This is a genomic window from Streptomyces sp. NBC_00859 (assembly GCF_045161865.1).
Taxonomy (GTDB): Bacteria; Actinomycetota; Actinomycetes; order Streptomycetales; family Streptomycetaceae; genus Streptomyces.
Map to the genome: position 1 here is coordinate 3,836,913 of NZ_CP108826.1, position 22,782 is coordinate 3,859,694.

Annotated in this window: 18 protein-coding genes; 6 read left to right on the forward strand and 12 right to left on the reverse strand. The window is 72.5% G+C overall.

Translation table 11 applies throughout. The features are described from left to right. Window positions 1–23 precede the first annotated feature (23 nt). Both OG584_RS16395 and OG584_RS16400 read left to right on the forward strand, forming a co-directional pair. A complete protein-coding gene (locus OG584_RS16395; RefSeq protein ID WP_405778582.1) occupies window positions 24–662 on the forward strand; it encodes an RNA polymerase sigma factor in 639 nt (212 codons plus the stop codon). Further along, complete coding sequence (locus OG584_RS16400; protein ID WP_405778583.1) at window positions 659–1,333, forward strand: methylated-DNA--[protein]-cysteine S-methyltransferase; 675 nt, start codon at window positions 659–661, stop codon at window positions 1,331–1,333. The genes OG584_RS16395 and OG584_RS16400 overlap by 4 nt, the downstream gene beginning before the upstream one ends. A gap of 73 nt (window positions 1,334–1,406) precedes the next feature. Here OG584_RS16400 and OG584_RS16405 read toward each other — a convergent pair whose 3' ends face one another. After that, window positions 1,407–1,982 (reverse strand): hypothetical protein, encoded by a 576-nt coding sequence (locus OG584_RS16405; RefSeq protein ID WP_405778584.1) that lies wholly within the window; start codon window positions 1,980–1,982, stop codon window positions 1,407–1,409. 123 nt (window positions 1,983–2,105) lie between these two features. Between OG584_RS16405 and OG584_RS16410 the strand changes: the two genes are divergently transcribed. Then, entirely contained in the window at window positions 2,106–5,234 is a 3,129-nt protein-coding gene (locus tag OG584_RS16410) for a BTAD domain-containing putative transcriptional regulator (protein WP_405778585.1), read from the forward strand. Window positions 5,235–5,295: 61 nt separating this feature from the next. Here the strand turns inward: OG584_RS16410 and OG584_RS16415 are convergent, their stop codons facing one another. The 4 genes from OG584_RS16415 to OG584_RS16430 all read right to left on the reverse strand — a co-directional run bounded on the left by OG584_RS16415 (window position 5,296) and on the right by OG584_RS16430 (window position 10,126). Then, window positions 5,296–6,561 carry an ATP-grasp domain-containing protein gene (locus OG584_RS16415; protein WP_405778586.1) on the reverse strand — a complete coding sequence of 422 codons (1,266 nt, stop codon included), beginning with the start codon at window positions 6,559–6,561 and terminating at the stop codon, window positions 5,296–5,298. Continuing rightward, complete coding sequence (locus OG584_RS16420) at window positions 6,558–7,817, reverse strand: ATP-grasp domain-containing protein (RefSeq protein WP_405778587.1); 1,260 nt, start codon at window positions 7,815–7,817, stop codon at window positions 6,558–6,560. The genes OG584_RS16415 and OG584_RS16420 overlap by 4 nt, the downstream gene beginning before the upstream one ends. Beyond that, window positions 7,814–9,136 (reverse strand): MFS transporter, encoded by a 1,323-nt coding sequence (locus OG584_RS16425; RefSeq protein WP_405778589.1) that lies wholly within the window; start codon window positions 9,134–9,136, stop codon window positions 7,814–7,816. Before OG584_RS16425 ends, OG584_RS16420 begins: the two co-directional genes overlap by 4 nt. A gap of 270 nt (window positions 9,137–9,406) precedes the next feature. Further along, entirely contained in the window at window positions 9,407–10,126 is a 720-nt protein-coding gene (locus tag OG584_RS16430) for a spermidine synthase (protein WP_405778591.1), read from the reverse strand. Window positions 10,127–10,307: 181 nt separating this feature from the next. Between OG584_RS16430 and OG584_RS16435 the strand changes: the two genes are divergently transcribed. Further along, window positions 10,308–11,930, forward strand: a complete 1,623-nt coding sequence (locus tag OG584_RS16435; RefSeq protein ID WP_405778593.1) for a peptide chain release factor 3 — start codon at window positions 10,308–10,310, stop codon at window positions 11,928–11,930. A 58-nt stretch (window positions 11,931–11,988) separates the two neighbouring features. On the opposite strand, the gene OG584_RS16440 is transcribed toward OG584_RS16435, so the two are convergent. After that, entirely contained in the window at window positions 11,989–13,512 is a 1,524-nt protein-coding gene (locus OG584_RS16440; RefSeq protein ID WP_405778595.1) for an alpha/beta hydrolase, read from the reverse strand. Between the two features lie 131 nt (window positions 13,513–13,643). After that, the gene (locus OG584_RS16445; protein WP_405778597.1) at window positions 13,644–14,639 is read right to left on the reverse strand and encodes a LysR family transcriptional regulator; all 996 of its coding nucleotides are present in this window, start codon (window positions 14,637–14,639) and stop codon (window positions 13,644–13,646) included. A gap of 66 nt (window positions 14,640–14,705) precedes the next feature. Here OG584_RS16445 and OG584_RS16450 point away from each other — a divergent pair, with 66 nt between their 5' ends. Then, window positions 14,706–16,055: an MFS transporter gene (locus OG584_RS16450; RefSeq protein ID WP_405778599.1), complete on the forward strand. Its 1,350-nt coding sequence runs from the start codon at window positions 14,706–14,708 to the stop codon at window positions 16,053–16,055. On the opposite strand, the gene OG584_RS16455 is transcribed toward OG584_RS16450, so the two are convergent. The 4 genes from OG584_RS16455 to OG584_RS16470 form a co-directional block, all read right to left on the reverse strand. Then, entirely contained in the window at window positions 16,018–16,506 is a 489-nt protein-coding gene (locus OG584_RS16455; RefSeq protein WP_405778601.1) for a hypothetical protein, read from the reverse strand. The genes OG584_RS16450 and OG584_RS16455 overlap by 38 nt on opposite strands. A 115-nt stretch (window positions 16,507–16,621) precedes the next feature. Beyond that, on the reverse strand, window positions 16,622–17,026 hold the full coding sequence (locus tag OG584_RS16460; RefSeq protein ID WP_405778603.1) for a cupredoxin domain-containing protein: 405 nt from the start codon (window positions 17,024–17,026) through the stop codon (window positions 16,622–16,624). 114 nt (window positions 17,027–17,140) lie between these two features. Beyond that, the gene (locus tag OG584_RS16465; RefSeq protein ID WP_405778605.1) at window positions 17,141–17,986 is read right to left on the reverse strand and encodes a ferritin-like domain-containing protein; all 846 of its coding nucleotides are present in this window, start codon (window positions 17,984–17,986) and stop codon (window positions 17,141–17,143) included. Then, on the reverse strand, window positions 17,983–18,768 hold the full coding sequence (locus OG584_RS16470; protein WP_405778607.1) for a ferritin-like domain-containing protein: 786 nt from the start codon (window positions 18,766–18,768) through the stop codon (window positions 17,983–17,985). The genes OG584_RS16465 and OG584_RS16470 overlap by 4 nt, the downstream gene beginning before the upstream one ends. Window positions 18,769–19,104: 336 nt before the next feature. Here OG584_RS16470 and OG584_RS16475 point away from each other — a divergent pair, with 336 nt between their 5' ends. Next, window positions 19,105–20,418 carry an aldehyde dehydrogenase family protein gene (locus OG584_RS16475; RefSeq protein ID WP_405778609.1) on the forward strand — a complete coding sequence of 438 codons (1,314 nt, stop codon included), beginning with the start codon at window positions 19,105–19,107 and terminating at the stop codon, window positions 20,416–20,418. Between the two features lie 150 nt (window positions 20,419–20,568). Here OG584_RS16475 and OG584_RS16480 read toward each other — a convergent pair whose 3' ends face one another. Continuing rightward, complete coding sequence (locus OG584_RS16480) at window positions 20,569–22,662, reverse strand: GTP-binding protein (protein WP_405778611.1); 2,094 nt, start codon at window positions 22,660–22,662, stop codon at window positions 20,569–20,571. Window positions 22,663–22,782 lie beyond the last annotated feature (120 nt).

Sequence of the window (22,782 nt, forward strand, 5' to 3'; positions counted from 1 at the left end):
AGCGGTTGGATCGTTGAACCGATGTGAGCAAGCCACTGTTCGAACAGATCGTGACCGACCACGGGCCCATGGTGCTCCGCGTCGTGCGGGCCGTCGTGGGGCCGCACGACGCCGAGGACGCCTGGTCGGAGACCTTCCTCGCCGCGCTGAAGGCGTACCCCGGACTTCCGGCCGACGCCAACGTCGAGGCGTGGCTGGTGACCATCGCCCACCGCAAGGCCATCGACGTGACCCGTGCCAACGCCCGCCGCCCCACGCCGGTCGGGGAACTGCCCGAGCGCCCCGGCCGTACCGACGGCTCCGCGGAGGGCTGGGACCCGGACCTGTGGGCGGCCCTCAAGGCCCTTCCCGACCGGCAGCGCCGGACCGTCGCCTACCACTACCTGGCCGGGCTGCCCTACAAGGAGATCGCCGCGCTGACCGGCGGCAGCGCGGATGCCGCCCGCAGGGCCGCGTCCGACGGCATCAGAGCCCTGCGCCGCAGCTTTCCGCAGTACCCGGCGGCCGGCTCCGACGACCGCACGGAGCCGACCGGTGCCCGCAGCACCGACCACACCAACCACGCTGACACCCCCAACAAGACCGACAACGCCGAGAACGCCGACAACACCAGGACCCACACAGCCCGGACAGCCCGGACGAGAGGAGGGGACACACGATGAAGCCCCCATCCGAACCCCACAGCCGTTCCCACAACGAACGATCCGACGACGCTCGCCTGTTCGCCGCGCTGCCCGAACACGACGAGGCGGCGATGGCCCGGCTGCACACCCGGCTGGCCACCGCGTCGCAGGACGCCGGGCTCCTCGACGTCGCCTACCGCGTCCTCGACTCCCCCATCGGCCCGCTGCTGCTGGCGGCCACCGAGAAGGGTCTGGTCAGGGTCGCCTTCGACGTGCAGGACCACTCCGCGGTGCTGCACCAGCTGTCCGACTCGATCAGCCCGCGCATCCTGCGTGCCCCGGCCCGCCTCGACGCGGTGAGCCGGCAGCTCGACGAGTACTTCACCGGGCGGCGCCACCGGTTCGAACTTCCGCTGGACTGGCGCCTGTCGAAGGGCTTCCGCCGCGAGGTCCTGACGCACCTCCCCGAGATCGGTTACGGCCGCACCGAGAGCTACGCGCAGGTGGCCGCCGCCGCCGGGAGCCCCCGGGCCGTACGCGCCGTGGGCTCGGCATGCGCGACGAACCCGCTGCCGCTGGTGGTGCCCTGTCACCGAGTGGTGCGCTCCGACGGGTCCGCCGGACAGTACGCCGGGGGCGCCGCTGCCAAGCACCTGCTGCTGGAACTGGAGACACCGGGCCGGGAGAGCGCCGGACCCCCGCAGCCGTAGGCCGTGGCGCCGAACTGCCCTGCGCCGCACGGCAGCCGGCACCCGCCCGCCACCGCCCGGCCCCTCTCCCGGATCACGGTGCAGGCTCGCGCCGCCGCCCGGCGCCGGCTGTCCGGCCCAGCAGGTCCGCCTGCTCACTCTTCAGGCGCGTGAACCGGTCAAGGATGTACGCCCGCAGCTCCCGCCCGGGAAAGGGTATGAACGACAGGTGGTCCTCATAGCTGCCCTGCGCCCAGCGCGCGGCAGTGATCTCGTAGCCGGAGACATGGGCGCAGAGTTCGAGCAGGACCTGCGGCATCTGCTCCTCGATGAGGAGATCCGCCTTGCCGACCACCACATCGCGCATCGCCCGGATGTTGGGGATGAAGACGGTGGTGGCCCAGGTGCGCCACTCGGCGAGTTCCCGATCGGTGGGAGGGACGTCGTGGTGGAAGGGGTCGCGGCCGTCGGGGCGGGCGTATTTCTCGGAGAAGGCGTCGAAGGTACGGCCGTTGGCCTCCATCAGGGCGAACAAGGGCCCGTAGAAGTCGCTCAGCTGGGAGTTCACCCGGGTCAGTCGGGCCTGGCGCTGCGCAAGCCGCAGTCCGTTGAGGTAGGTCGCCAGGTAGCCGATGAACGCCAGCCCGACGGTCAGGATCGCGGTCGTCATGGGACGTGATGGTAAGCGGCGGCAATGTGGGGCGGCCGGCGCGCGGTGGTCACGTAGTGTCCCTGAGGGTTGCCCCGGCGTCGGTCCTGCCGGGAGTCCGATGTGCACGAGGGGGTGCGGGGTATGACCGGCGACGCGGACCCGGCGGCGCATGCCGGACGTGCCGACGGCCTGGCGCGTTTCAACGTTCTGGGGGCGCTGGAGTGCTGGGCCGGCGGGAAGCGGGTGCACGCCGGCGGGCCCGTGGCCGAGCGCGTCCTCGCGATGCTGCTGCTGGAGACCGGGCACGTGGTGACGGTGGCCCGCCTGGTGGAGGCGGCGTGGGACGGCGAGCCCCCCACCACAGCGCCCCATCAGATCCGCAAGGCGGTGGCCTCGCTCAGAAGCCGTATCCCGGGCGGCAAGGGCCTGTTCCTCACCGACGGCCCCGGCTACCGGGCCGCCGTCCGGGACGAACAGCTGGATGTGCGCATGTTCTCCCGCTGGGCTCAGGAGGGCGGCCGCGCCCTCACCGACGGAGAAACCGCCGGGGCCCGCGCCCTGCTGCAGGACGCCCTGGCCCTGTGGCGCGGCCCCGTACTCGCGGCGGACGGGGGCGACGTCATCGCCGGCGTCTCCACCTCCCTGGAGGAGCGGTGGCTGACCGCTACGGAACAGCTCTTCCGTATACGTCTCGACGACGGCGAGGCCGCCGAGCTCGTGGGCGACCTCAAGGCCGCGGTCGCCGGCCACCCCCTGCGCGAGACGCTCCGGGGCCAGCTGATGCTCGCCCTCTACCGGTCACAGCGGCAGGCAGAGGCGCTCAGGGAGTACGACACGGTCCGGGCGATGCTGCGGGACGAGCTGGGCGTCGACCCCGGGCCGCACCTCAAGGCCCTCCACCGGGCGATCCTCCGGGAGGCCCCCGAAGCCGCCGCCCCCGATCCCGCCCGGCCCAGCACGCCGCCCGGCCCCGCAGCCGCCGTCGCCCCCGCGCCACGCGCGAGCGGCCAAGGGCCCCGCACCCTGCCCAGCGACCTCGGCGACTTCACGGGCCGGCAGGCCGAACTGAGCATGCTCCTGTCGTACGCCACCGCCCCGGAGCCCGCGAACGGGCCCCGCGTCGTGGCAGTCGACGGCATGGGCGGCTCGGGCAAGACGACGCTGGCCGTACACGCCGCACACCTGCTCGCCGGGCGGTACCCCGACGGGCAACTCCACATCGACCTGCGGGGATTCAGCTCCGGCGAGCAGCCGCTCGGGCCTGCGGACGTCGTATCGGCCCTGCTGGGCGCACTGGGCGTTCCCTCCGGACGGATACCCGGCGACGCCGCAGGACGGGACGCACTGTGGCAGGCGACGCTCGCCGGGCGCCGCATCCTGCTCCTCCTCGACAATGCCGCGGACCTCGCCCAGATCAAGCCGGTGCTCCCGGCGTCCCCCGGCACGCTGACCCTCGTCACCAGCAGGGGCCGCCTGATCGGCCTCGACGGGGCGGACTGGATATCCCTCGGCGAGATGACGCGCGAGGACAGCACCGCCCTCATCGCCCGGACCCTCGGCCAGGACCTCGCAGGCGAGGACCCGGAGGCGACCGCGGCGCTCGCCGGCCTCTGCGGCCACCTCCCCCTCGCGTTGCGCATCTCCACCGCCCGGCTGCGCAACCGGCCCCGCTGGACCGTGCGCAACCTCGTGGACCGGCTCAGCGACGAGTCCCGCCGCCTGGACGAACTCCACGCCGGCGACCGGGGCGTGGCCGCCAACCTCCGGCTGTCGTACCAGGCGCTCGACCAGTGGCACCGGACGGCGTTCCGCCTCCTCGGTCTGCACCCCGGCGCCCGCGCCGACGTCCACTCGACCGCGGCCCTGCTCCGGGTAGGCACTCAGGACGCCGACGACGTTCTGGAGCACCTGCTCGACATGCACCTGCTGCAGCAGCACGAGGCGGGCTCCTACGCCTTCCACGACCTGGTGGGGGCGTTCGCGAGGAGCCTGCGCGGGCACGGCGCCGAAGCGGCCGACATCACCGCCTTCGAGCGCCTGCTGGACTTCTGGTTCCGTGCGACGGAGGAGGCCTGCGCGGTCCTCTTCCCGGGCCGTGCGCAGTACCCCACGGCCGCCCGGCCGGCGGACGTGGAGAGCGAGCTGCCGCGGCTGGACACCCCGGAACTCGCCCGCGCCTGGTTCGACAGGGAGCTGGACTCGCTGAGCGCCGCCGTGCGCCTCGCCCACGAGTGGGGGCTCGACCGCCAGGCGGTGCGGCTCGCCCGCAACGTGGTCTTCCACCTCAACCTGCGCAGCTGTACGCGGCAGTTCCACGAGGTCTCCACGGTCTCGGTGGCAGCCGCCCGCACCCTGGACGACGGGCTGGGCCTGCGCATGAGCCTCTCCAACCTGGCGGCGGCGCAGTGGAAGTCCGGCCGTCTCCTGGAGGGGGCCGAGTCGGCGGCGGAGGCCGTGGAGGTCGCCCGGCGCATCGGGGACAGACGGGGCGAGGCGTTCAGCCTCGACCTGCTGGGACTGCTCCGGATGACTCTTGGCGACCTCGGCACCGGCCGGGACCATCTGCGGCGGAGTATCGCCATCCATGTGGACACCGGCAACGCCGGGCAGGAGGCGATAGCCCTGTGCAACCTCAGCACCGTGAGCACCTGGCTCGGCGATCTCGAGGAGGCGGTCCGCGCAGCGGAGCGGGCCCGCGCGATCTACCGCCGCCTCGGCGACCGGGAGAACGAGGTGGCTGCCCTCAACGACCTGGCCATCGCCCACCTGCAGACGGGCGATCCGCATGCCGCGCGCCGCTGTGTGGCGCAGGCCGACCCCACGGAGGCCCCGGAGCGTACGGGCGGCGAGCGGGGAGCCGCCGATGAGAGCAGCATGCCGGAGCACCTGGCACTCACACTCGTCATCGCGGCGGACATCCACCACCGCCTCGGTGACGCCGAGGGAGCGGACAGCCGTCTGGACCGGGCCCTGGAGCTGGCGAGTTCACGCGGCACGCCGATCCGGCGCGCGACCATCGAGAACATCGCGGGCTTCATCCACCTGCGGCGCGGTGAGCCGGAAGCCGCCCTGGCCCTGCACCGTCACGCCCACCGGTCATCGGAGTCGATCGGCTACCGCTTCGAGCAGGCCCGCGCGCTCACCGGCATGGCCGCTGCATCCGCCGTGCTGGGGGGCGGGGAGCGGGCCACGGAATACCGGCGGCTCGCCGACGAACTCTTCGACCGTATGCGGGTGCCCGCCGCCGCCCGGCCGTCGGCCGGAGCCTGAGCCTGAGCCCCCGGACCGTACGGACGGCAGCGCCCTCACGTCGGTACGGGGCCGGGCCGCCTCAGGCCTTCAGGCCGGCCGTGGCGCGGTCCTCCTGCGCCACCTCGATCCGGATCCGGCCGCCCGCGAGGAGTTCGCACAGCTCGACCGCCGAACCGGTGTCCGCCGCGCGTACCGCGACGTGCCCGAGCCGGTCCCAGTTGTCGCGCACCGGACGGACCGTGTCGCCGGCCCGCACCGACACCTCGACCGACAGCACCGCCGGGTGCGCGGCGACATCCGGCACCCCTTCAACCGCCACCACCCGCCCCGGATCCCGCAGCAGGAAGCGTGTGCACGCGGCCGACGAGGCGCGGGGCGCATCGCGCAGCTCCGGCACCAGGCCGAGCGGCCAGCCGATCCCGTACGTGGTGAGGTCCAACCCGTATGCCGCGCGCACCAGTTCACCTATCTGACCGCCGCCGACCCGGTTGTGGCCCTCGATGACGACCGGGCCGCGCCCCGAGAGCCGGATCTCGGTGTGGCTCGGCCCGTCCGTCACCCCCATCACAGTGAGGAACTCCACCGCCGCTGCGGTGACCGCTGACCGGTCGGCCTCGGTGAGGCGCGCCGGCAGCGCGTGCCCGAGCTCCGCGAAGTGGAGCTCGTCGACGAGCTTCTCCGTGACGGCGACGACGATGTGCGAGCCGGCGAAGCTGAACGCCTCCACGCTGAACTCGGGCCCGTCGATGTACGCCTCCATCAGGAAGGCGGTGACGGTGAAGAGTGTCGATCCGCGGTCCGTCCGCCCGCCCCTGAGCGCCTCGATACGTGCCCAGGCACGCTCGGCGTCGGCGGCGTCGGCCACCCGCAGCAGCCCGAACCCGGCGGTGGTGTCCGTCGGCTTCACGATGAACGGGTAGCCGGCCAGCTCACCGAAGGCGGTGAGTGAGGCCCGGTCGGTGACGCGCCCGGTCTCCACCGTCAGCCGGGAGCCGGTATCCCGCAGCCGGGCCCGCATCCGGCTCTTGTCCCGCAGCCGGACCGTCGCCCGGTGCGGGGTGCCGAGGAAACCCAGCTGCTCGCGCAACCGCGCCGCGGCGGCGAGACCGCCCTCGGTGAGGGAGACCACCGCATCGAACCGGTGCAGCCGGTGTGCCGCGACCGCCAGGGGCCGTACGGCCTCCCAGTCGGTGTAGTCGACAACGAGCAGGGTGTCGGCGAGCTCCTTCTGCCGTGCGGTGAGCTTGTCCGGGTGCTGGAAAAGGACGACGCGCGCGCCGAGTTCCTTCGCGCGGTCCAGGTGGCGGTCGGTGCCGCCGACGAGCAGCAGGGACTTCACAGTCATCGCAGGGCTTCCTCGCGGGTCGCGGTGGGCAGGGGGTCGTCCTCGCGGACCGCGACCCGGACGGTGGCCCGCACGGCGGCGATCCGAGCGGCGGCCTCCGCAGGCGAGGCCGCGTCGACGACGACGTGGCCGTGGCGGCTCGCGGAGTCCGTGGTGGGCGGCAGCACGTCACCGGGCCTGAACCGGAAGGTGAGGGCGTGCACGTAGGGCAGCGCCCTCACCTCGTCGAGGCCGGTCACGGAGGCGAGCGCGCCGGCGGGGAACTCGAAGAACCCCACCGCCGCGTACCGGCCGGGCACGACCCGCGGCACTTCATCGCCGGCCAGCGCCCGGAAGACGGCGGCCTCCAGGTCGAATCCGGCGGCCACGTCGACGAGGAGCGGGATGCGGTCGCCGCCGAACCGGGCCTGCGACTCCACGACACGCGGCCCGTCCTCGGTGAGGATGACCTCGGTGTGCGCCGGGCCGAACTCGAAGTCGGCGAGGTCGAGCAGCGAGGTGACGGTGGCGCGTACCTCGGCGGTGTCCGCTTCGGGCAGCGGTGCAGGGTGGATGTGGCCGCGCTCCACGAAGCGGGGCGGCCCGCCGGTCTCCTTCGCCGTGATCCCCACGACGTGGTGGTGCCCGGCGACGCTGAGCGTCTCCACGCTGAACTCCGGCCCCCGCAAGTACTCCTCGACGACGAACGGCCCGGCCGGCCCGGCCGCCTCGATCCGCTCCACCCAGCCGTCGAGGCAGGCGGCGGACCGCAGCAGCGCGACGCCCCGGCTGCCGGCCGACCGGGAGGGTTTGACCACACACGGGAAGCCCAGGCTCCGCGCGGCGTCGGCGACCTGGGAGCTGTGGGCGGCCTCCGCCACCCGCACCGGGGAGATCCCGTTGCGGTTGAGGAGTTCGCGGGTCGCGGCCTTGTCGTTGAGCAGACGCACCGAATCGGCACGGTTGGGGGAGAGGCCGAGCCGTTCCGCGACCCGCACCACGGGCACCATGCTGCTCTCGCTGCCCAGGTGCAGTACGTGTCCGACCGCGTGTGCGACGGCGGTCTCCTCGACGAGTGCGCAGAGCGCCTCCTCGTCGGCGAAGTCCACCAGGAGCAGTTCCTCCGAGTGGGCGGCGACCTCCCTCAGATAGGCGTCGTCACGCATCGAAGGGTCCCAGATCGACCAGACCCTGAATCCGGCCTCGACAGCCTTGCGGACGAGCTGGTGGTACGGCATGACCATCAGCAGCCTTGCGGAGTCGCGCGGTCCGGTCATGACGTCACGCCCTTCGGGAAGGCCGCGGCTTCGGCGATGGCGGTCCCGGGTACGGCCCCCCGGATGTCGCGCAGCCGCAGCAGCGAGCGGTACAGCAGGATGGCCGCGAGCCCGAACACTCCGTAGAGCAGGCTGATGCCGAGCGGCGGGACGAGCGCACCGAGGGTGACGAAGAGCGAACCGACCAGCAGGCCGATGCGGGCGTTGAGACCGTAGGCGGCCATGTACTTGCTGCGTGCGGCCGGATCGACCAGGTCGGCCAGGATGGCCTGCTTGACCGGCACGTTGACGACCTCGCCGATGGTCAGGACCACAGCGGCGCCGATCAGCCCCCATCCGGAGTCGCTCACCGCCCACACCATGTAGCCCGCGGTGAAGACGGAGATGCCGGCGTAGAGCCGGGTCCGGTCGGACAGTCTCCGGAAGAGGGAGTTGGCGAACAGCGCGAGCGCCACCACGAGGGCGGTGTTGACGGCCCGCAGCACGCCCAGCATCGCCACGCCGTCCAGCCGCGGCGACCACGCGCCGAGGCCGGCGAGGGTCTGCCGGGGGAAATGGGCGGAGAGCCGCACCGCGATGTAGTAGCTGATCTGCACCTCTATGGAGCGGGTGAGGACCGCGGCGGCCAGCAGCCGGAAGAAGACGTGGTCACGGGCGACGGACAGATAGCCCCGCAGCATCGCCGTGATCCCGCCCGCGGGCCGTGCCACGGCGTCCGGCGTGCCGGTGAGCGACGGGTCGAGGGACGGAGCGGTCTCCGCCAGCCACCGCCAGGTGACGGACGCGGTGACGAGGGAGAGTGCCGCGCCGCCGGTCAGCAGCAGCGCGAAGTGCCCGCCGTAGAGGAAGCCGCCGATGAGTGCGCCTGCCGTGAACGCCATATTGATCGACCAGTAGTTGAGCGTGTAGACGAGCGGGCGGCTCTCCGGCGTCGATACGTCCACCATCATGGCGTCGGCCGCGGGCGTGGCCGCTCCCGAGAGGCACGTGTTGGCGAGGTAGAAGACGAACGTCGCCACACCCGATTGCCACCAGGGCGAGTTGGCGAGTGCCAGCGCGGCGAACGATACGGCGGCGCCCGCCTCGCCCATGACGAGCAGTGGCTTGCGTCCGACGATGTCGGCCAGGTGCCCGCCGGCGAAGTTGCTGCAGATCCCCGCGGCGGCCACCACCAGCGTGAGTACACCCGCGGTCGCCGCCCCGTACAGCGCCGCCAGGTGGATGACCATGAGCGGTACCAGCATGACCGCCAGCATGCGCTGGACGAAGCCGATTCCCATCCGCAGCTTGATGTTGGGGTGGAGCCGGCGGAAGTTCACGACACGGCCCCGTCCGCGAGTATCAGCCCGGCGGTCGCCGGGGGCGCGGTGCGGGCCTGCTCCCCGCGTGTACTGCCCGGCATCGGATGGGTCTTCAGGGGGGTGTCCACCGTCTCTCCTCCTCACGGGCCCGCCGCTGGGCCCTGTGCTGGAGAGACAGTGGAGGACCCGGTTCCCGATGGCCTCCCGGTCCGTTCCCCGTCCGGAACGCGCACGGGGAACGAGCGCCTCAGGGGCCCCTGCGCTCCTGGTGCAAGGGCCCCTTACGCCTCAGTGCTCGCTCCGGGCCACGTAGACGGTGTTGGTCGACGTGCCCCCCTGGAGGGGATTGCCGAAAGTGACCACGTGGGCCTGCGTATCCGCGAAGACCTCCGCGAGTACGGCGCCGAACTCCGCGTCCGGCGGATCGTTCGACCACAGCGCGAAGACCCCGCCGGGATGCAGCAGCCCGGCGAGGGCCCGCAGCCCTTCGGGCAGGTACAGCGCCGCGTGGCTCGGGTGCAGCACATGGCGCGGCGAGTGGTCGACGTCCAGCAGGATCGCGTGGAAGCGGCGGCCGGGCTGCTCGGGGTCCAGGCCGCCGGGCCCTGCGGCCAGCGCGAAGAAGTCGCCCAGGACGAGACGGCAGCGGTCGTCGGACGCGAGACCCGCGCCCAGGGGCACCAGGCCGCGCCGGTGCCAGTCGATGACCTCGCCCAGGGTGTCGACCACCATCAGCGAGGCCACCCGCGGGTCGTCCAGTGCGGCGCGCGCCGTGTAGCCGAGGCCGAGACCGCCCACGGCGACGTCCAGCGGGGCGTCGGGCAGCTCCGCCAGGCCGAGCCGGGTGAGCTCGGTCTCACCCAGGGTGAAGAGACTCGACATCAGGAACTCGTCCCCGAGCTTCACCTCGTACACGTCGTCGCCGGACGCCGGGTCACGCCTGCGACGCAGGCTGATGTCGCCCATGGGCGTCGGCTGCCAGTCGATCTCCTCGAAACGTGCGCTCATCCGCTCTCTTTCTCCGTGGGCACGGCCGGGCGAAGTCCGGCCGTGCCTGGAGGGTCCCACAGCGGGCAGCACGGGCCGCCCCGCGCCGGGCTCCGGTCCCGGTCGGGTGGCGCCTTGCCGCACACTGGTGGTTCGGACGGACGAGGGACTGGTGGCGAGGGTGCAGACGTACGGGACTTCCTTGGGCAATGGGGACTCCCCCGGCGGGGCTGAAGCGAGCGTGGCGGCGGGCGAGGCCGCCAGGCGGCGGACCTTCGCCGTCATCAGCCACCCCGACGCGGGAAAGTCGACGATCACCGAGGCCCTGGCCCTGCACGCGCACGCCATCACCGAGGCGGGCGCCGTGCACGGGAAGTCGGGGCGGCGCGCGGTCGCGTCCGACTGGATGGAGATGGAGAAGGCCCGCGGTATCTCGGTGACATCCGCCGTGCTCCAGTTCGACCACCGCGGCCACGTGCTCAACCTCCTCGACACCCCGGGCCACGCGGACTTCTCCGAGGACACCTACCGGGTCCTCGCGGCGGTCGACTGCGCGGTGATGCTCATCGACGCGGCCAAGGGCCTGGAGGAGCAGACCCGCAAGCTCTTCGACGTCTGCCGGCACCGCCGTATCCCGGTGATCACCTTCGTCAACAAGTGGGACCGGCCGGGCCGGGAGGCCCTGGAGCTGCTGGACGAGATCGAGCGCGAGCTGCGCGTCCGCCCCACCCCGGTCACCTGGCCGGTCGGCGAGGCCGGCGAGATGCGCGGGCTGATCGACGCCCGGAAGCCCGAGCAGATGCTGCGGTACACCCGCGCGCCCGGCGGCGCCCACCAGGCCGAGGAGGAGCTCATCTCGGCCGAACAGGCGGCCGCCGAGGAGGGCGACCGCTGGGAGCAGGCATCCGAGGAGCTCCAGCTGCTCCAGGCCGAGGGTGCCGAATTCGACGCGGAGTCCTTCCTGGGCGCCACGTCGACCCCGGTCTTCTTCGGTGCGGCGGTCTCCAACATCGGCGTACGGCTGCTGCTCGACGCGATCGTCGATCTGGCCCCGGCACCGTACGCGCGCGAGATGGAGGACGGCGGCGCCCGCCAGGTCGACGCGCCCTTCTCGGGGCTCGTCTTCAAGGTGCAGGCGAACATGGACCCCTCGCACCGGGACCGCATCGCGTTCCTGCGGGTGTGCTCGGGGGTCTTCGAGCGGGGTGCGACCGTGACCCGGGCCGCCACCGGGCGGCCGTTCGCCACCAAGTACGCGCACAGCATCTTCGGCCAGGACCGCTCCATGGTCGACACCGCCTACCCCGGCGACGTCGTGGGCCTGGGCAACGCGGCGGTGCTCCGGGTGGGCGACACGCTGTACGACGGGCCGCCCGCCCGGTTCCCGCCGATGCCGACCTTCGCGCCGGAGCACTTCGCGGCCGTACGTCCGGTCGACATCAGCCGCTCCAAGCAGTTCCGGCGCGGTATCGCCCAGCTCGACGAGGAGGGCGTGGTGCAGGTGCTGATCTCGGACCGGCGCGGGGACCAGTCGCCGGTGCTCGCGGCGGTGGGCCCCATGCAGTTCGACGTGGTGACGCACCGGATGGCCGGCGAGTTCTCCTCCCCGGTCCGGCTGGAGTTCCTCCCGTACCACCTGGCCAGGTCCACGGACGTGGCCGGCGGCGAGGCCCTGAACGGTGCCCGGCTGGTCCAGGGTGAGGCGCTGACCCGAGTTCGCGACAAGGAGGTGCTGGCGCTCTTCCCGGACAAGTGGCAGGCCAACTCCTTCCAGCGCGCGTTCCCCGACGCCCGCCTCGACCACCTGCTGGCCGCGCACGACTGACGCGCACGGCGGGGGGACGGCAGGCGGGGGGCGGTGGTCACGGCCCGCCCGCCTGCTCTCAGCCCGCGCAGTACGTGTCGTGCTCCGGCCGCTGCCCCGTGGTGAGGAAGCGCGTCACGGTGCTGTCGCCGCAGGCGTTCCCGGTGCCCAGGTAGGAGCCGTGCCCGCCGCCGTCGACCGTCACGAGACGGGCCCGGCCGCCGAGCGCCGCGCGCATCTTCAGGGCGCCCGAGTACGGCGTGTAGGGGTCCCGGCGATTCTGGATCATGAGGATGTCCGACGGGCCCCGGTCGGTGATCCGGACGGGCGGCGCGGTCGGCGCGTCCTTCCAGAAGGTGCAGGGCGTGATGTTCACCGGCATCCCCGCCGTGAGGGGGTGCGCGGCGCGGTCGGCGGCCACCGCGGGGCCGTACGAGGAGACCGGGTCCGGCCAGCGCACGTCGTTGCAGATCACCCCGATCGCCACGGCCGCGTCCTCGTCGGGCATGGCCTGGGAGAGATCGGGCGTCAGGACGGGCGTCGCGGCCGGGTCCTGCGCGGCCTTGACCAACTGAGCCAGCTGCGGGAACGCTGCGTCGTCGGAGAGCGCGTTCTGCAGCGCCTGCCGCAGCAGGGTGCCGGTCAACGGGACGCCCGGGGTGGTCGTCCCCTTCGGCTCGCGATCCAGCTTCGCGGCCAGCGCGAGGAACAACGGCCTGACGTCCGCGGGGTGTTCGGCCAGCCGCAGCCCCTCGCCCGCACGGGCCGGGTCGGCGGCCCAGGCTGCGAAGTCGGGCATCCGGTCGTCCACTCCGACCGCCATGTTCGCCAGCCAGCCCCGCTCGACGCGCGCCGGGTCGGGGTCGCCGTTGCTGTCCAGGACCCAGCGGTCGGTGTGCTGCGGGTACTTCTGCGCGTACTCGGCGCCCACGTACGTCCCGTACGACTCGGCCCACGCCGACAGTTTCTCCTCACCCAGCGCCTGCCGGAAACGGTCGATGTCGCGCACCTCGTCGGCGGTGGTGAGGCTGCGCAGGACCGCGCCGCCGTTGCGGGCGCACGCCTCGGCGATCCGCCGGGATCTCGCGATGTTCCCGGCGATCCCGCCGTCCGCCGCGGGCCAGGACCGGACCGTCACCAGATGCCGGTCGGCCGCGTCGAGCCCGCAGCCCGCCTTCGTACTGCCGCCCACCCCGCGCGGATCGAGGCTGACGATGTCGTAGGCGCCGCCCAGCTGCCCGCGCAGCGCCGCCCCCTTCTCCGTCAGCCGCTGCACCCCGGACCCGCCGGGCCCCCCGGGAATCACCATGAGTGTCCCGCGCCGCTCCGCCTGCCGCTCGCTGCGCAGCCGGGACACCGCGAGGGTGAGCTGCGGTCCGTCCGGGCGGCGGTAGTCGAGCGGTACGGGCAGCTCGGCGCACTCCTGTCCGGCGGGGCCGCCGGGCCGGTCGCAGGCCCGCCAGGTGAGCGAGGGGACCGGCGTGGGAGATGCGGTGGACGCGGTCCCGGCGTGCGCGGCGGGTACGGCGGTGGCGGTGAGAGCGGCGCCGACGGCTGTCGCGGACAGTGCGCGGAAGAGGCCCCGAGGGGCGTAACTGGTCATGAGGCAAGAGTTGTTGAACCTGATCACCGTGCCCATACGACAGGCACGACGCCGCGAGTGGGGGTAACCCCCGGCTGACGACCCACGGCTGCGAAGCCGTGAGGGACGGGCCCAGGCCGTACGGAGCAAGCTCAGGCCGGTACCGGGCCCCCGAAGCACTCCTGGGCCCGGCTCAGCACCAGGTCGATGAAGTCGGATACGACCGGGGTCCGGGTGCGGGCCGTCACCCGGGTCAGCCCGACGGTGCGGGACGCGCCCGGGTCGTCGAGGGGCAGGTCCACGAGGCCGGGCACCGGGACCGCCGACGGCGGGAGCACCGCGACTCCGAGTCCGGCGGCGACGAAACCGCGGATGGTGGCGATCTCGGCGCCCTCGAACGCGACGCGCGGTGGGAAACCGGCGTCGGCACAGAGGCTGTTGACCAGCCGGCGCAGCCCGTAGCCCGAAGCGGCCATCACGAAGTCCTCGTGCTCCGCCTCGGCCAGCAGCACCCGGCCCCGCCCGGCCAGCCGGTGCTCCACCGGGACGACGAGACTCAGCGGCTCGGCTGCGACGGGCAGGGTGGTGATGCCGGGTTCGTCCGGCAGCGGCGAGGTCAGGCAGAGATCGACTTCGCCCGCCCTGAGCCGGTCGAGCAGGCCCTGCGCGTTGTCCTGGACGAGCTGGAAGCGGACCTGCGGGTGCCGGTCCCGGAACCAGCTGACCAGCAGCGGCACCGGGGCCGAGCCGAGCGCGGGCAGGAAACCCAGGGCGACGGTGCCCGGCATGTCGGTGGCCAGCCGCAGCTCCTCGCAGCCCGTCGCGATCTCCTCAAGGCCCCGCTGCACCCGGGCCAGGAAGGCACGGCCCTGCCGGGTCAGCCGCAGCCCGCGGCCCTCACGGTCGAAGAGCGGTGTCCCGACGGCCGCCTCGAGCCGGGCGACGCTGCGGCTCACCGTCGACTGCGGGGTGCCCAGCTCGCTCGCCGCGGCCGAGAGGTGCTCGAGCCCGGCCACCGTCGCGAACCGTACGAGGTCCGGGCACATGCCGAGCAGTGGCGCGGCGGCCTGGGAGAGGGCGGGGTCCTGGGAGGCGGTGAGGCCCTGGGACGGGGCCGGGCGGTGGGGCCGCCGGGGTTGCTGTTCCATATGCGGAACGTATCCCGGCAATCCTTGCATTGGACGCATGAACAAGGCCGGGCCTACCGTCGTCCGGTGACCCACCCCCACATAACGCCTGCCGCGCACACGCGGGGAACGCCCGGTTTCCGCCGGGCCACCGGCGCGCTCTTCGCCGCCGGGATGACCACGTTCATGACGCTCTACTGCGTCCAGGCACTGCTGCCCGCCCTGTCCTCGCACTTCAGCCTGTCCCCTGCGGCCTCGTCGCTGACCATCTCGGTCTCCACCGCCGCCATGGCCGTCGCCGTGGTGCCGCTGACCGCGCTCTCCGACGCGTGGAGCAGGACCGGGATGATGAGCCTTTCGCTGGGCGCGGCGGCGCTGCTCGGTGTCGCGGCGGCCTTCGCGCCCAACTACCCGACTCTGCTGGTATTCCGGGTACTGCAGGGCCTCGCGCTGGCCGGGCTCCAGGCCACGGCGATGTCGTATCTGGCCGAGGAGGTGCACCGTGAGTCGCTCGGCCAGGCCATGGGGCTGTACGTGGCGGGCAACGGCATCGGCGGGATGGCGGGCCGGCTGGTCGCCGACGGTGTGCTGGACCTGACCGGCAGCTGGCGCTGGGCGATCGGCGCCGTCGGCGCCGTGGCGGCCGTGTCCGCCGTGGTCTTCCATCTGACGGTGCCCGCCTCCGTACGCTTCGTCCGCAGGGAGGCCCGGCCGCGCGCGCTGGCCTCCGCGATCGGCAGAGCGCTGCCGGACAGCGCCCTGCTGAGGCTATATCTGATCGGGTTCCTGGCGATGGCCGGCTTCGTCACGGTCTACAACTACCTGGGCTTCCGGCTGATCGAGGCGCCGTTCAATCTGTCCCAGACGACGGCGGGGCTGCTCTTCATCGCGTACACGGCCGGTTCGTTCTCCTCGGCCGCCGCGGGCCGGCTGGTCGACCGGTTCGGCCGGCCGCGGGTGCTGCTGCCCGCGTTGCTCGTCACGCTCGTGGGGCTCGCCGTGATGCTCGTACCGCACCTCGGCGCCGTCATCCCCGGCCTGGTGATCTTCACCGTGGGCTTCTTCGCGGCGCACGCGGTGGCCAGCGGCTGGGTCGGCGGGCGGTCCACTGTGCTGGGGGTGCAGGGTGCGGCGGTCTATCTGTTCTTCTACTACATCGGCAGCGCTGTCGGCGGTTCCGTGGGCGGTATCGCGTACTCCGGCGGCGCGTGGAACGGCCTGACCCTCTACTGCGGCTGTCTGGTGGCGGTTGCCCTGATCAGCGCGGTGACGCTGAGCCGGGTACGCACTGCGGCCCGGCCGGGCGCGTCGGCGGGCCCGCCCCGGCATCCCGCGGCTGATCTGCCGGCCGGTCAGCCTGCGCGTCACTCGGCGGACGGGGCCGCCGGTACCGCCGCGGTCACTCCACCCGGCGACGGCTCCGGCGGCGCGCGGTGAAGCGCTTGCGGTAGGAGCCGGTGAGCAGCAGCAGGGACGCCGCGACGATGGTCACGGCCTGCGCGATCACCGTGAGCCACTTGTCGCCGAACCACACCGGCTCGTACATGTTCGGCACCGGGCCGAGCTTGCCCACGTTGATGTACCGGTAGACGAGCAGCAGTGCGAGGCCGCCCGCCGCGACCAGCCAGGCGAACGCGTCGGAGACGGCGCGGCGCCAGACCAGCACGAGCAGCGCCGCCAGCGCGGCCGCCCCGGCCTCGATACGGAAGAGCGTGCCCTGGCTGATGCTCGCCGAGATGGGGTCGTACCGGTCGGCGAGGTGGGCATGCACATAGGCGTCGACCGCGAGCCCGGCGGCGGCCAGTACACGCAGCAGCGCCCGCAGGTACCTGCGGGCCGGACGGGCGGTGGGGTCCGGCGGCTCGGCAAGCGAGGGATCGGACGGCATGGGGGTCCCTTCCCGGCACGGTGGAGCGGGCGGTGGAGCGGGCGGCGGGCCGGTACACCGGCGTCGGCCGGTTGGAGTGCCGGCCAGTACGGCGGGGCGAGCACGGACCGCGGGGTCAGCCGACGGTGAGCGTGCCCTTCATGTACTGGTGGATGGTGCAGATGTAGGGGTACTTGCCCTTGGCGGACGGCGCCGTGAAGGTGACCGTCTTGCCGGCGGCGATGTCGCCCGTGTCGAACGCCTTCTTGCCCGTGGCGGTCACGGTGTGGGGCGTCGAGTCCTTGTTCGTCACGGTGATCTTCGTACCCGGCGCGACGGTCAGGGAGGCGGGCATGAACTTGAAGTTCTGGATCGTGATCCGGCTGCCCTTGCCGCTCGCCGTGGACGCCGCGGTCGTGGGCGTCGTGGACGACGGCGAGGAGGATTTCGATCCGCTGTCCGAACAGCTGGTGAGAGCGGTCAGCATGCACAGGGCCGCGACGGCTACCGCCGCGCGCGGTCTGCGGGTCCGGTTGAGCATCGTGTCTCCGGTGGTCTCGGGGCGCCCGGCCCCCGGCCAGGCGAGTGGGGGGATACGCGCCTGGCCGGGGAGTCGGAAGGGGACGGACGGGTTCGAACGGTCGGCCGGACGGCGTCAGACCGTCAGCAGGCTGGGGCTCGCAGCCTTCTTCGTACCGATGAACGCGTCCGGCACCGGGTACTGACCCAGCACGTAGTGCAGGATCGCGGCGTGCATCGCCTCGACCGGGGCGATGGTCGCGGCCGTGTTGACTCCGCCCATGCTCTTGACGTTGGACGTCGCGAACACGTACGTCTCGGTCGCCTGGTCCTCCAGCTGGAGCGCCAACTTGGCCACCCCGGTGACGTCCTTGACCTGGCCGAGCGCCTTGGTGACAGCCGGCTGGCTGGAGAGCGGCACGTCGGTGATCTTGGGCTTGCCCGCGCTGGAGAGCACGCCGTTCCACGCGTCGGCGTGGTCCTTGTGCTGCGCCATCGCGGTCTGGATGAACGTCGCCACCGCCGGCGGCACCTTGCCGAGCTTGCCCGCGTTGGCGGCCTTGAGAGCCGCCTGGTAGGCGCCGACGGCCTGGTTCTCCAGGGCCACCGCCAGGGCGACGACCTTCAGGTCGCCGGTGTACTTGCCGGCCCCACCGGATGAGGAAGCGGACGCCGACGGTGAGCCGGACGCGCTCCCGCCGGTCGGCGTGGTGCCCGACTTCCCGCCGCACGCGGCGAGCGCCAGCATGGCCGCCGACGCACCGGCACCGGTGAGGAAGCGGCGGCGCGCCAGGCGCGTGCGCTCCGCCTCGATCCGGCCGGGACCCGCGGTCCCGAGGTCCTTCAGCTCCGCCGACAGATCACGGGCGGACGCGGCCATGACCGGAAGGGTCTCCCGGTGCGCCTCGTCCAGCTCGTGCGTCAGACGGGACATCTCGCCCTCGCTGATCGGCAGCTCCCAGCCGCCCTTGCTGCTGCTCATTTGACGGCCCCTTCACTGACCGGCGAAGCCATCTTGGTGGGGTAGAAGGCGTCCGGGAAACCGACGCTGCCGATGTTGGCGGGAAGCTTCGCGACGTCGGTGGGGATCGCGATGAGGCTGGTCTTCCCGTCGGCGAGCAGCGCCTGAACGGCCAGCAGCGTGGCCCGGTGCTGGGCCTCCACCGGCGCGACCGAGGCGAAGAGCTGACGCAGGCTGGTGTCCTTCACCTGCCCGATGTTCTTGGTGTACGTCTGCGCCGCGACGTCCTCCAGCGTGATGGCCAGCTTGACCACGTCCGCCGATGTCTTGATCGTCGGAAGGGTCTTCTTGACGACCGCCGCGTACTTCGGGTCCGTGCCCGTCTGCTCCTTGCCGCCGGCCTTCTTGGCGGCGGCGTTGAACGCCTGAGCGTGCGCGGTGTGCTGCTGCGCCGTCTTCGTGATGAAGGCCAGCACGGTCTTGTTGCCCGTCTTGATGAAGGGCAGCCCGGCGGCGGTGTGGTACACGCTCACCGCCAGGTTCTCCAGCGAAGCGGCCGTCTGGAGTGCCATGACGTCAGTGCTCGAAGCCGCCGCGGCGCGTCCCGCGCCCAGCAGGGTCGCCGCACCCGCGGCGCCCAGCAGAGTGCCCCGGCGCTGCCACCAGCGGCGGTTCGCGGAATCAGCTGTCTCGGCGAAATCCACCAGTGCGGAGTTCGTCACCCGAAGCGCGTCGCTGTTCAAGTCCTGCGACTGCTCGGTCAGCTCCTTCAACAACCCGGTGTCGATGTGATCGGTGCCCATCGCGTCCCATCTCCTTCCCCGCGCCGGACAGCACGGGTGTCTCCCCGAGCGTTGAGCAAGAAGGGCCTGTCCGGCCCGTCCGCCGGGACCGAATGCCACAACGCGTACCCGAATGAATGACGAGTCGGTTGCCCGGGGCGCGCATACCCGTCGGACCGGGACCGGGAGACCGCCGGCCCGGCGAGGGAAGAAGTCACCCCGCCGGATTGTTGGTAAATACAAATACCTGAACCGGTCCGTCGAATCGCGTACTGACACGTAAGAGCACATATCTAGACATACAGGCCACGCGTCAATCACGTACGACCAACCGGACTTTCGACCCGAGGAGTATCCGTGCAGCCCACCGAGAAGCCCGCCGCAGCCGTCGCCAGGCTCCGTGCCACCTTCCGTACCGGCCGGACCAAGACGCTGTCCTGGCGCACCGAACAGCTGCACGGCCTGCGGGCGATGCTGACCGGACACCGCCAGGAGCTGGCCGCCGCGCTCCACGCCGACCTGGGCAAGAGCGAGCCCGAATCATCCCGTACGGAGATCGATTTCACCGTGCGCGAGATCGACCACACCCTGGAGCGGCTGGAGGGCTGGCTGCGGCCCGAGCCCGTCGATGTACCCGAGCACCTCGGCGCGGCAAGCGCCTGGACCGTGATGGACCCGCTGGGTGTCGTCCTGGTGATCGCCCCGTGGAACTACCCGGTCCAGCTGCTGCTCGCCCCGGTGGCCGGAGCGCTCGCCGCGGGCAACTGCGTCGTCGCCAAGCCCAGCGAGGTCGCCCCCGCCACCTCACGGGTCATCGCCGAACTGCTGCCGCGCTATCTGGACGGTGACGCGGTGACCGTGGTCGAGGGAGCGGTACCGGAGACCACCGCCCTGCTCGAACAGCACTTCGACCACATCTTCTACACCGGCAACGGCACCGTGGGGCGCATCGTGATGCGCGCCGCCGCCGAGCATCTGACCCCGGTCGCACTGGAACTGGGCGGCAAATCACCGGCGTTCGTCGACCGGGGCACGGACCTCGCGGCGGTGGCCGCACGCCTCGTCTCGACGAAGTTCCTCAACGCGGGCCAGACCTGTGTCGCACCGGACTACGTCCTCACCGACCCCGCCACCGCCCGTGAGCTGGAGGGCGCGCTGGCCTCGGCCGTACGCGAGCGGTTCGGCGCCGATCCGGCCGCATCCGGGGACTACGGCCGGATCATCAACGAACGCCACTTCGACCGGCTGACCGGCCTGCTCGACTCGGGCCGGGTCGTGGTCGGCGGCGAGAGCGACCGCGCGCACCGCTATCTCGCGCCCACCGTGCTCGCCGACGTCGCACCCGGATCACCGGTGATGGCCGAGGAGATCTTCGGCCCGATCCTGCCGATCGTGGAGGTCGACGGGCTCGACGAGGCCATCGCGTTCATCAACGAGCGGGACAAGCCGCTGGCTCTGTACGCGTTCACGGAGTCGCTGCTGACCCGCGACCGGCTCACCACGGAGACTTCGTCCGGCGGTCTCGGCTTCGGCCTGCCCGTGGCCCATCTCACCGTGCCCGACCTGCCGTTCGGCGGTGTCGGAGAGAGCGGGACGGGGCGCTACCACGGCCGCTACTCGCTGGAGACGTTCAGCCACCGCAAGGCGGTGCTGGACAAGCCGCTCGGCTGAGAGCCGGTGCACCAGGGCCCGGTACACGAGCACGGCCGGAACAGCGCCGAACCGCTCGCGTACGGCCGGGACGGCGCGGGGCGCCGCGGACAGGGGGGTGTACGGCGTCCGCCTCCGTACACCCCCGTCCGCGGCGCCCGCGCCACGGGATCAGCCGGTAGTCCCCGGTGCGCCCGCTCCGGCCGGGTCCGACCCGGTGAGGGTCCGGTCGGCGAGGAACCGCAGGTACTCCACGCGGTTCAGCGGATTGCCGTCGGTGCGCGGCCGGGCCGGAGCCCGGCCGCGCACCGGCCGGTCCTGCCCCGCACGGGACCACATCGCGCCCTCCCCGCGGGTCAGTCCGGGCAGCGCCTTCCGGAACTCCTGCACGGTCCTGACCGGCATCTCAGCGGTGACGAGCCATGAGGAGCCGGCCTCGGTGGAGCCGGTGACATCGGCGCCGAGCGGCACGAGAGCGCCGACGACCGCGTTGAGCGCGTCCCCCGGGATCTCGGCCTCCAGCTCCTGGCACGGCTCGAAGACCCGGCTGCCGGCCCGCCCCAGCGCGCGCATCAGGACCAGCGGTGTGAGATGCCGGAAGTCCGCCGCGACGGTGAGCGGTGCCACGTAGCCGGTCCTCGTGAGCGTGACCGTGCAGTCGGTCACCTCCCAGCCGTACAGCCCCTGGTGCAGGGCCCGCAGCGCGGACTCCTCGATGGCGCGGTGGAAGGCGCGGGGCAGCGCGCCCAGCTCGACCTCGCGGACGAAGGTGACACCGGCGCCGCGCGGGGCCGCTTCGACCCGCAGGCCCACCGTGGCCAGGAAGTCGTTGGGACCGTGCCGGTCGATCTCGGTGACCGCGTCACCCCGGCCCTCCGGCCGCTCGAAGTACACCGGGCGGACCGGCTCGAACCGCACCTCCACCCCGAAGTCGCGCTCCAGCCGCGCCGCGATGACCTCCTGCTGCACGGCCCCGTAGAGCAGTACGGAGGTCGCGCCGCCGCCCGCCGGCCGGGTACGGATCAGCGGATCCTCGTCGGCGAGCGCCCGAAGTGCCGCGTGCAGCCGTGCCTCCTGTCCGGGACCGCAGGCCCGCACGACGGTCTCCAGGCCCGGCGGCGAGAAGTGGAGCTGCTCCGGCCGTTCGTCCGGCGCGCCCAGCCGGTCCCCGACCCGGATGCCGGGCAGGCCGCGCACCCGGCCGATGTCCCCCGCCGTCAGTCGCCGCCCGGACTTCGCCCCGGCCACGCCGTCCGCCCCCGGGGCGCCTGGTACGCCCACGACCTCAAGACCGGTGACGCGTCCGCTGAACTCGACCTGCCTGCCGCCTGGTTCACGCTGCCAGTAGGTGACGCGCCGGCGTTCCCTCACCTCTCCCGAGAACAGCCGGAGGTAGGCGACCTTCTCCCCGGCGTCCGTGCGCTCGACGGCGAAGACCGTCCCGCGCGGGCCGGAGTCCGCAGCCGGGGCCGTCCGCGGCGGGCGCAGGAGTGTGGCGATGCCTTCCGTGAGCGCGGCGACCCCCTCCCCGGTCAGGGCCGAGCCGAAGAAGACCGGGTGCAGCAGCCCCGCGCCGCACTGCCGGGCCAGCAGGGTACGTACGCCGTCCGCCGGTGGCAGAGAGCCCGCAACCAGCCGGGCCAGCAGGGCATCGTCGTGTTCGGCCAGGGCCTCGGCGGCCTCCATACGGAACTCGGGCTGCTCCAGGGACCGTACGACCGCCCGCCCGGCCGGCGTGCCCACGTCCCGCACCGAGCTCATCGCGAGGATGTGCGGCGTCAGTTTCTCGCGGATATCGGCCAGCAGGCTGCCGGAGCGCGCGCCCGCCCGGTCGATCTTGTTGACGAACAGCAGCGTCGGCAGCCGCAGCCTGCGCAGCGACCTCAGCAGCACACGGGTCTGCGCCTGTACGCCTTCGACGGCGGACAGCACGAGCACCGCCCCGTCGAGGACGGACAGCGCCCGCTCGACCTCGGCGATGAAGTCCGGGTGGCCCGGGGTGTCCACCAGATTGATCTGCGGACCCGCCGCGCCTGCGCCGCCCGCGACGGTGAAGGGCGCCACAGCGGAACGGATCGTGATGCCACGTTCCCGCTCGATCTCGCCGGTGTCGGTCTGCGTACTGCCCGCGTCGACGCTGCCGAGTGCGGAGATGGCGCCGTTGTCGAGCAGCAGCCGCTCGGTGAGGCTGGTCTTACCCGCGTCGACGTGGGCGAGCACGCCCAGGTTCAGGGTGGTCCGGGGATTCAGGATTGCTTCGGGCACAAAAGTCCTCAGTGGCAGTGGAAGTGAGACACGACCTGATGACTCCGTGGAACTGGCGCATGTCCGTCTCTTCCTCTGCTTCCTGTGGTGGCTCCGGGCCCGCCGGGCCGCTGAATCCTG